Genomic DNA, 9,027 nt, shown 5'->3' with positions numbered 1-9,027 from the left:
AATTTCCAGCTATCATCTGTTAACATTAGTCTTGGCATTTGGGGTAATTGTTTTGATTTTTGGCGAAACCATTATAACAGCCCCATTTGCTGCTTGCTTTTTATACCAAAAAGATCAACACGCTCTAATTTAAATGAAAAATCACAGAAAAATACTAAGATGCTGGATGTGGATGTCAGGTACACAGAGCACACGTCCTTAGCTACCCTCTTCACGCCGGTAACTGTACAGGTTTATTTCTACTATATACTCATAACATTGAACTATACACTTCGTCTTTCAAACTGCCTCTTTGTTGGCTGCGCTCGCTCACCCCGGTCACATAGTTATCTATGCTCCCGGGGATTTGCTCTCTTGCCGTCGCGATGCAACTTGAAATCCATTGTGTATAATACGTAGCTGCCATCCTTATCATTGCCTTCTGGGATCAATACTGCCAAAAACAGCCACGGTAGCTTGCGCCATAGAAACGTTAATGTCATGGCGCAATGACTGAAGATGAATCAGGAAGAAGTCATTTTTGATGTTTTATCAATACTTCCAGATGATTTGCGAAACTTTCCAATCCTTCAGAACGTCATCAGAAGGCATTAATTCCTCAGGACCATCCCAAATTCCGCTAAAAACATAGCTGACATGCTGGCTTTGTGGGGCAGTACAGATAACTGTGGGCTGCGTAGTGAAATCATTAGACCGCTGGCAGGCTCCAAATGCCTTGTCATACACATCAGAGAAAAGTGTGCCTATTTTCGTCCCCCAAATTGTTTTGATATCTTCATCCCGCACATCAATACGATTAACTTTACCATTGACCGAACCATAAAATTCGAGTTTTACCTGATTATTTTCCATTCCCTGAATGATGCTGATTAACTTGCCATCTTTCGTTTCCATACCACTCCGCAGACGATATTTACCTTCCAATTCCTGCTCAATTGCAGATTGGGTCATATTCGTCTGTTGATTAATGTTTCCGACTCCCTGTTCAGAAACATTGAAGGGACGATCAAACCAGTTAAAAGGTGATAGCGAAGACCACGAAAACTCTGACGCTCCAGCACAAGCAGTTAACAATAGTGAGCACCCCACTAAGCCACTGGACACAACAATTCGATGCTTGGAAAATTCATTGAAGATAAAAAATTTATTCATCACTGTTTCTTACCTTAGCTTCTAAGGGCTGTAACTTGAAATCCATGGGTATAGAACTCCATAAAATAGATAAAAACCATGGCAATTATTGTAATAACATTACCAATTATTTTTCCAGTTATTATTTTGTATATTGCTATTGATTTTTTCTTGTTAATTATTACCCCCATACATGAGTAGAAAAACATTCCATCAACAAAAACCAAAAAAATATATTAATGACGCAACATTGAAAAATTGTTTAAAAAAACACAGTTACAGTTAAGCAATATTTACATTACATTGAAATTTAAGATGATTACATTTATGTTCAATTCATTGATTGCAATTGTATTTATTATCATACTCTCCCCCCATGGGACAGTAAAAATACCTGACCAAAGAGTGATTGAAAAAGTGATTGAATCAATCACTTTTCATGATTCACTAATTCGTACTCTACGTAAGAAAAATAAGAGAAAAATAACCCATGCCTGCCATGAATATTACGCTAACAGTCAATTACCTTATGATTGGATGGTATTAAAGGGAAAACCCGACTTTTCTGCCATTGAACATCATTATATATTTAAAGATATTAATGGAGACATTAAAATAAAAGTCGATCATCATAATGATGATAATAAAACCCCCTTGATGTCAAAAGATCTTCTTGTAGTAAAAAATAACCATCTAATTAAACTAATTTATTTTATAAGGCATTCAATGAAAGCATATAAAAATAGCTGAATAGTAAAAAACCGCTCAGCCATTTCCTATTATTTATATTTATTCAATAATTAAACTTTTCTTAAAAACAGAATTTTCCTGCCCTAAATAATCATATTCCATTTTTTCACACATACAAATAGTTGCATCATTTTCTTCTGGAACCATGATCAAAATACTTGGGCACCCTCTTGCCAATAATTTTTTTTCCAGACGAGAAACCAACGCATTCGCTATTCCTCGGCCCCGAAATTCAGGATGGACGCCCAGATAATAAGCATGACCACGATGCCCGTCATAGCCGCCCATAACTGAACCAACCACTTCCCCAGCAACTTCAGCAACCAAAAATAAATCAGCATCATGGGTTATCTTACGCTCAATATCTAGTTCTGGATCATTACCAGAATTAATCAAATCACAGCGATCCCAAAGTGTAATAACGGCTTCAAAATCGTCTTGCCGAAACACCCGAATTTCCATAGTTAGTAAGCCTATTTAATAAGCAATTGAATCAGCGTTAATTATCACTGGTTTTATTTGGGAATCAATATGAAAATGCACTTACTGATACTAACAGGTATACTCCTGATAGCCATAAACTTACCAAAATGAAAAAAGAAATGAATACACCCAAGCTCAGTGATAAAAAACTTAAAACTCTACACGGAAAAGAAAGCGTGTATAGGGTATACCGTGGGTGAATAGGGTTAATTGTCACCAACTCAGATGTGACAAGGCTTTCAGAGAATTGTGTATAGCTAAAGGGCGAAAAGGATTTTTCAGGGGGTCTTCTGGCAGGTAAACGAAATCAGATAAACCGGAGATAGCAAATACAGAAGTGCAAAAAGCAGAGACAATTTTATTTTCACTCTTGATAAAATGGGCTTTATTGATAAATCCCGCTTTAAATTTGGACTTGTAATAGCCAAAAACCATCTCTATCTCGAAGAGGCGATGTGAAAAATGAAAAGTAATAATGTTACTGATATAATTTATTGTTTTTATTCATGACTCATCGAGCCAACGTAGCGCAACCTCAGCAAGACTAAGCCTTTTTTCTTCAATAGAGTTACTGTAGGTACGTTCCTTTTCGTTAATCGTACGGGTCACTTCATGACGCTTAAATCTGTCTATCAATGTCTCTCTTCCTCTTGGCTGTTTATTCGCTTTCATATCCTTATTTATTTCACCATAATGACTTTTGAAGTAACCATTATAAGTATTCATTAGGTTCATTGACTGTGTATGTTTAAAAAAATCAATAGGTAATAATTTTATTGCTTGATCGAAAAATACAACCCGAGCCTTCTTTAATGAAGCATCATCAAGTTCTGGAGCGTAAGGTGCATGATTTTCTCTAATAAATTCTATTTTATCATTAAAAATATCTTGATGAAGCTTTACAAAGTGATCACTATATTTATGCATCTTTTTCAAAAAATGAAGTGAAAAAAGCAAGCAATCTGCATCGCTATTTTGTATTTGGTTATAAATATAAAGGGTTTTTATGTTGGAGACATTATTAAGTTTATTAAGCGTAAAATATAGTGTAAAAAGAATAAACTGATTCTTTCCACGACTTGAATCAACAAAAATGATGGAAATATTATTGTCCATATCTTTAAAAACATTAACTGCGGCAAAATGCGTTCTATCATCACCAGCGTTAATCACAAACCGCTTGTGTTCCCTGCAATTTAAATTATTTAATTTATTTACAGAGTCAGCAAACTCATTTGCAGTCATAATAGTAGGATGAGCATTTATACTAGACGTTGCATTCAAATGCTTTAATATTATTTCACAATTAACCACATCCATCCGTATATTATTGAATTGAATATTGTTTTGTTTATTTGATTGAATTTTATCTATATACGATTTTAACGAATTTTTATCAGGCATTTTTAATACTCCAATTGGTTATCTGAAAAAACATAATTAGTTTATTTAACTTCTTAAAAAGACTATCCCTCGTTCTGATTATCAGGGGATTTTTTATCTTGAGAGACACAGATAATCATGACAGTGTTACCTTGTCAAAAATTATATTTATTGTATTTTACTCAACTTTGTTTTCAAAGAAAGTACTTAATGCAATTATTTTGTTAAATAACAAACAATAATTCTTTGTATGCCAGAACATCATAGTTAGCTTTATTTCTTATTATTTTTCATGTTGTTAATGAGATTGCCTGTCCAATATCTCGAATTTATGCCGGAGGAGGTGATTGGTTTCGGTAACTTCAAGCGCGATTATACGAGTTCACTTATTGTGTCAGATAAACCAATCAGTTAAAGAACCCCGCCATTGGCAAATACCAATGGTCAGGACTTCGCATCCCTGAGTCAAGAACACTGGTAGGTGTTTCTACCAGTGCCCCCTATCACCCTTTCAATGGTGATTCAGACAAGGGAGGCTTTGGCCTTACCGGAATCTTAGCCCGGTAATGCGAACCTTGCTTGAATCGCCACCATCAATTTTTTCAATTAATGGCAGAGTAGCAGGAATGAATAACATCAGAACTGACTGGCATCAAGCTGATATTATTGCTGCATTACGTAAACACGGTACTACCAGTTTTCTGCCTCCTCCATTGCTTAATAGGTTCCGACGAAATGCGTTGCAACTTCTTCACGGGGTCGGAACGTTTGACATGCCAACCTTTCTTTATTGAACACAAATTCACTCTTATTCTTTCTTTTTTTCCACATTGTTCTTATCTTATGTTTTGTTTATAGGTTCGTTCAGTGTTTTATATATAAACAATTATATAAACGAACAAAAAACTCCAGTTAAAAAAATAACATCTATCCATTTAATATCAATCGGTTACACTTTAATTATGAATACACCCAATATAACTCAAGTTAAACATTTTTTCCTCTCATTACAGGATCAAGTCTGCAAGCAACTAGAACAAATTGATGGCCATTCAACCTTTATGGAAGATTATTGGCAGCGAGAAGAAGGTGGTAACGGGCGCAGCCGCGTATTAACAGCAGGCAATATTTTTGAACAAGCCGGCGTGAATTTTTCTCATGTTATGGGAACTTCAATGCCTGCATCTGCTACCGCTCATCGACCGGAATTAGCTGGCCGCAGCTATCAAGCCATGGGCGTATCTCTCGTTATTCATCCCCTAAATCCCTACGTCCCAACCAGTCATGCAAATGTGCGCTTTTTCATTGCCGAAAAAGAAGGCGAATCTCCTGTATGGTGGTTTGGCGGGGGTTTTGACCTCACACCTTATTATGGTTTCAGAGAAGACGTCATTCACTGGCACAACGTTGCCAAAACCTTATGCCAACCGTTTGGCGATGATATTTATCCTAAATATAAAAAATGGTGTGATGACTACTTTTTTATTAAACATCGAAATGAACCTCGTGGTATTGGCGGATTATTTTATGACGATCTAAATACACCTGATTTTGATACCTGTTTTAATTTCACAAAAGCTGTCGGTAATGGGTTTTTATCTGCTTATCTACCCATTGTAGAGAAAAGAAAAGACATCACTTGGGGTGATCGTGAAAGACAATTCCAGTTATATCGTCGAGGCCGCTATGTTGAATTCAATTTAGTTTGGGATAGGGGAACTCTCTTTGGCCTGCAAAGTGGTGGTAGAACTGAATCTATATTAATGTCTATACCTCCTTTGGTGCGCTGGGAATATGGTTACTCTCCAGAGCCTAACTCGCCAGAATCCGAATTATATTCCTCATTTCTGATAAAAAAAGATTGGGTATAACTAATAACAGGAATATAAAGTAATTTTTATATTCCTGTTTCAAATTCCCATTATGTCAGTCTTTCTTTTAAAATCCTTTGAAAATATATCAGAGTATTGACAAAAATATTTATCATTCCTCATTAGCAATACTCTGCCATAAAAAGTTAATATCTTCCCTAATGACTCGTTTATTAATTGTAGGTAATATTCAATCCGGGCCCAAAAATACAAACACAACATATAACAAAAAAATAGGGTATAACTATGAACAATAATAAAATTGAAAAATACAGCTTAATCCCACCATTTGTTTTGGAGTACATATCTGGTAATTGCGATGAGTGCACTAATCAATATGTATTAAAGACATTGGATCATGTTAATAACTTGATGAATACCTCTATCGAAGATGATACTTCTTTTCGGGAAGAAGAATCCAAATCTTATGATAAATTAAACCGAATTATCTATGATGCTCAACATAAAGAGATATTCCCAGGAAAAAAATTGTCCCGAAGTGAAGGTATGGCTGAACATTCTGATGTTGCTGTTAATGAGGCTTATGATCATCTGGGCAAAACATATGAGTTCTATAAAAAAGTTTTTAACCGGGACTCCCTCGACAACAAAGGGATGAAATTAATTGCCACCGTTCATTATGGCGAAAACTATCTGAATGCTTTTTGGTCTAGAAGACAGATAGTATTCGGTGATGGTGATGGTAAATATTTCAATCGCTTTAGCTCTTCTATCGATGTTATAGCGCATGAACTAACCCATGGAGTTATTGAAAGCGAAGCTAATCTTTTTTACGCTTATCAATCTGGCGCGCTGAACGAATCTATCGCAGATGTATTTGGTATTATGGTTAAACAGTATGCCAACAACCAAAAAGCCGATGAATCAAATTGGTTATTAGGGCAAGGATTATTAGGTTATAAATTTAACCCAGATAATAAATCTAATATTGCTTTACGTAGTTTTATTAATCCAGGAGAAGCTTTTTTTGCAGATAAGCAAATAGGCCATATGGATCAATCTGAATATATGCCTTTCTCAAAGGATAATGGTGGTGTTCATATCTTATCAGGTATTCCTAATAGAGCGTTTTATTTAGCAGCAATTGCTCTAGGTGGATATGCCTGGGAAAAAGCGGGAAAAATCTGGTACGAAACGTTGCTGGACGAACGATTATATTCAGATGCAGATTTTGATGACTTTGCTGAACTAACAATCGAAAATGCTGAAAAATTATTTGATAAAAAAATCGCAACTATTATTAAAAATAGTTGGAAGGAAGTTGGTGTTCTAGTTTAAAAAATTTTAGTTAATACAATATCAATTAAGGTTAATAACCGTAACTAGAAGATAAACCTAAAATAATATAATAAAGGGTTAAGGATAGCCCTTTATTATATTTATAAATTAACATTTAAAATATAATCAAAAAATTTTCGAAAAGTAGAAAATACCACTATTTAGATTAATAATTAATAATGTTACCTATAAGTATATATACAAGATATCTAAAAGCGGGGTATTCTTATGCAAAACCATCAAACTAAATTAAACAAATCAGGTATAATACCGCCCTCTATATTGGAATATGTTGTTAAAATTTGTGGTCAAAGTGACAAAGGTTATATATTAAAAACATTAAATCATGTTTATCATTTAATGAAAAACTACCCCGAGATGGATACTCTAATACCTGGATACCAACCAGGATTTGATAATCATCTAAATCGAACTATTTACAATGCTAAATGTAAAGACGACTACCCAGGGAAAATATTAATTTTAAGTGAGGGAGTGGCTACAAGCTCTGATACAGCAGCCAATAAAGCTTATATTTTTCTTGGTAAGACATATGAATTCTATAAGAAAATATTTGGACGTAACTCAATTGATAATCAAGGCATTAAGTTAGTAGCTACTGTACATTATCAGAAAAACTATATGAATGCATTTTGGGATAACAACCAAATGGTTTTTGGTGATGGTTATGCACCCTACTTTAATTGCTTTACCTCCTGCATTGATATTACCGCCCATGAGTTAACCCATGGGGTAACAGAAAGTGAAGCAAGCCTTGATTATGCTTATCAATCTGGTGCATTGAATGAATCTATCTCTGATATATTCGGTATTATGGTAAAACAGTATGCAAACAATCAAAAGGTCAACGAATCTGATTGGTTAATCGGACAAGGGATATTTGGACCTGCGCTCAATCCAGACAATGACCCCAATATTGCTTTACGCTCATTCAAAAATCCTGGCAGTGCTAACCCCAAAGATAACCAAGTAGGTCATATGGATCAGTATCAAGATTTGCCTTTCAAGGATGACAACGGAGGTGTTCACAAATATTCTGGCATACCAAATAGAGCATTTTATTTATTGGCAATCGCGTTGGGAGGTTATGCATGGGAACAAGCAGGAAAAATCTGGTATGAAACCTTATTGGATAAACGTTTATCCCATAAAGCCAGCTTTAGTGATTTTGCAGTGTTAACTGCCGCCAATGCAGAAAAATTATTTGATAAGGAAATTTCAAAAATTGTAACTGATTCATGGAATCGAGTCGGCGTTTCACTGTGAAAATAATAATACCCCTCTGATAATCAAAGGCTAAGGAAAGTCTTTGATTATCTTTATATATTTTTTTCACATTGCTAATATTATCTTAACTCGAATTTCACCTTTCTCTAAGCCCGCCATTCATCAATAAAATTCCATCCCTTTGTCGCCTTAAATTTAGTTATTTTACTTATTAAGATCACATTATAAAAAATTTACATTTTTAGTAGTGACTAATATTGTTGATTTAGCTAATATTTGTATGGGTAGAAATAAATACAAATATTGCAACTTATAAATAGGGTATTATTATGTGTAAAAGTAAAGCATGTAAAAAAAGTATAATCCCTCCTAATTTGCTGGAATATATTTCGCAATCTTGTGATTCCAAAGATAAAAAATGCATATTGAATACATTAGACCATGTTAATAGTCTAATGAAAAAATCGGCAAAGGAAGATGCTATTCAATATAAAGATAACGCCTTAATTTATAATAAAAAAACCATTTCAGAAGTATGAAAAAACTATCCTCTCTCAGGGAAGTGAGTTTTTTAACGCCAGAGCGATTACAAAAAAATTTATCTGAGTAGTCATTACAGCGTTAATTTATATTCTTTCTCAAAGAGGACAAATGAAACAATTTATTAGATAAAAAACAGGCATATAAGAAAAAATTTAGTGATTATCTCACTATCGTTATTATAATCTATTGGTATATATACCCATTGGATTTCAAGATGCAGCGCGACGGCAAGGGAATGACAAATTCGTCGGGAACGAATTTGCCCAGCCAAAGGCTGGCCTCCGGTGAAAGGCAGGAGCCTTTCATTAATCCCCTGGAG

The 9,027-nt window shown here is 34.6% G+C and carries 10 protein-coding genes; 6 read left to right on the top strand and 4 right to left on the bottom strand.

Features of this window, described 5'->3' with window-relative positions; genetic code table 11:
• Nucleotides 1-531 precede the first annotated feature (531 nt).
• Nucleotides 532-1,152 carry an RpoE-regulated lipoprotein gene (locus tag AACQ81_RS19090; RefSeq protein ID WP_237388258.1) on the bottom strand — a complete coding sequence of 207 codons (621 nt, stop codon included), beginning with the start codon at nucleotides 1,150-1,152 and terminating at the stop codon, nucleotides 532-534.
• Between the two features lie 294 nt (nucleotides 1,153-1,446).
• On the opposite strand from AACQ81_RS19090, the gene AACQ81_RS19085 reads away from it, so the two are divergent.
• Nucleotides 1,447-1,881: a hypothetical protein gene (locus AACQ81_RS19085; protein WP_237388257.1), complete on the top strand. Its 435-nt coding sequence runs from the start codon at nucleotides 1,447-1,449 to the stop codon at nucleotides 1,879-1,881.
• 39 nt (nucleotides 1,882-1,920) lie between these two features.
• Here AACQ81_RS19085 and AACQ81_RS19080 read toward each other — a convergent pair whose 3' ends face one another.
• Together AACQ81_RS19080 and AACQ81_RS19075 are read right to left on the bottom strand one after the other, a co-directional pair.
• Nucleotides 1,921-2,343 carry a GNAT family acetyltransferase gene (locus AACQ81_RS19080; protein ID WP_237388256.1) on the bottom strand — a complete coding sequence of 141 codons (423 nt, stop codon included), beginning with the start codon at nucleotides 2,341-2,343 and terminating at the stop codon, nucleotides 1,921-1,923.
• A gap of 525 nt (nucleotides 2,344-2,868) precedes the next feature.
• The gene (locus AACQ81_RS19075) at nucleotides 2,869-3,768 is read right to left on the bottom strand and encodes a YopJ family acetyltransferase (protein WP_237388255.1); all 900 of its coding nucleotides are present in this window, start codon (nucleotides 3,766-3,768) and stop codon (nucleotides 2,869-2,871) included.
• 605 nt (nucleotides 3,769-4,373) lie between these two features.
• Between AACQ81_RS19075 and AACQ81_RS19070 the strand changes: the two genes are divergently transcribed.
• The 5 genes from AACQ81_RS19070 to AACQ81_RS19050 all read left to right on the top strand — a co-directional run bounded on the left by AACQ81_RS19070 (nucleotide 4,374) and on the right by AACQ81_RS19050 (nucleotide 8,704).
• Nucleotides 4,374-4,541 (top strand): helix-turn-helix domain-containing protein, encoded by a 168-nt coding sequence (locus AACQ81_RS19070; protein WP_237388254.1) that lies wholly within the window; start codon nucleotides 4,374-4,376, stop codon nucleotides 4,539-4,541.
• Between the two features lie 168 nt (nucleotides 4,542-4,709).
• On the top strand, nucleotides 4,710-5,618 hold the full coding sequence (gene hemF / locus AACQ81_RS19065; RefSeq protein ID WP_237388253.1) for an oxygen-dependent coproporphyrinogen oxidase: 909 nt from the start codon (nucleotides 4,710-4,712) through the stop codon (nucleotides 5,616-5,618).
• 246 nt (nucleotides 5,619-5,864) lie between these two features.
• Nucleotides 5,865-6,917, top strand: coding sequence for a M4 family metallopeptidase (locus AACQ81_RS19060; protein ID WP_237388252.1), 1,053 nt, complete (start codon nucleotides 5,865-5,867; stop codon nucleotides 6,915-6,917).
• 228 nt (nucleotides 6,918-7,145) lie between these two features.
• Nucleotides 7,146-8,204, top strand: a complete 1,059-nt coding sequence (locus AACQ81_RS19055) for a M4 family metallopeptidase (protein WP_237388251.1) — start codon at nucleotides 7,146-7,148, stop codon at nucleotides 8,202-8,204.
• Nucleotides 8,205-8,494: 290 nt separating this feature from the next.
• Nucleotides 8,495-8,704 carry a protealysin propeptide domain-containing protein gene (locus AACQ81_RS19050; RefSeq protein ID WP_237388250.1) on the top strand — a complete coding sequence of 70 codons (210 nt, stop codon included), beginning with the start codon at nucleotides 8,495-8,497 and terminating at the stop codon, nucleotides 8,702-8,704.
• A gap of 125 nt (nucleotides 8,705-8,829) precedes the next feature.
• On the opposite strand, the gene AACQ81_RS19045 is transcribed toward AACQ81_RS19050, so the two are convergent.
• Nucleotides 8,830-9,027, bottom strand: a 198-nt coding sequence (locus AACQ81_RS19045) for a hypothetical protein (protein ID WP_237388249.1), incomplete at its 5' end; no start/stop codon positions are given.

The sequence above is a fragment of the Xenorhabdus sp. Sc-CR9 genome (assembly GCF_963897815.1).
Lineage (GTDB): Bacteria > Pseudomonadota > Gammaproteobacteria > Enterobacterales > Enterobacteriaceae > Xenorhabdus.
Note: the sequence above shows the minus strand (reverse complement) of the source record. Positions and strands in the feature narration are given on the sequence as shown.

What these genes read in the sequence shown, in the direction of transcription:
- AACQ81_RS19090 (WP_237388258.1), bottom strand. Translation starts at nt 1,152, where the DNA reads ATGAATAAATTTTTTATCTTCAATGAATTTTCCAAGCATCGAATTGTT.
- AACQ81_RS19085 (WP_237388257.1), top strand. Translation starts at nt 1,447, where the DNA reads ATGATTACATTTATGTTCAATTCATTGATTGCAATTGTATTTATTATC.
- AACQ81_RS19080 (WP_237388256.1), bottom strand. Translation starts at nt 2,343, where the DNA reads ATGGAAATTCGGGTGTTTCGGCAAGACGATTTTGAAGCCGTTATTACA.
- AACQ81_RS19075 (WP_237388255.1), bottom strand. Translation starts at nt 3,768, where the DNA reads ATGCCTGATAAAAATTCGTTAAAATCGTATATAGATAAAATTCAATCA.
- AACQ81_RS19070 (WP_237388254.1), top strand. Translation starts at nt 4,374, where the DNA reads ATGAATAACATCAGAACTGACTGGCATCAAGCTGATATTATTGCTGCA.
- hemF (WP_237388253.1), top strand. Translation starts at nt 4,710, where the DNA reads ATGAATACACCCAATATAACTCAAGTTAAACATTTTTTCCTCTCATTA.
- AACQ81_RS19060 (WP_237388252.1), top strand. Translation starts at nt 5,865, where the DNA reads ATGAACAATAATAAAATTGAAAAATACAGCTTAATCCCACCATTTGTT.
- AACQ81_RS19055 (WP_237388251.1), top strand. Translation starts at nt 7,146, where the DNA reads ATGCAAAACCATCAAACTAAATTAAACAAATCAGGTATAATACCGCCC.
- AACQ81_RS19050 (WP_237388250.1), top strand. Translation starts at nt 8,495, where the DNA reads ATGTGTAAAAGTAAAGCATGTAAAAAAAGTATAATCCCTCCTAATTTG.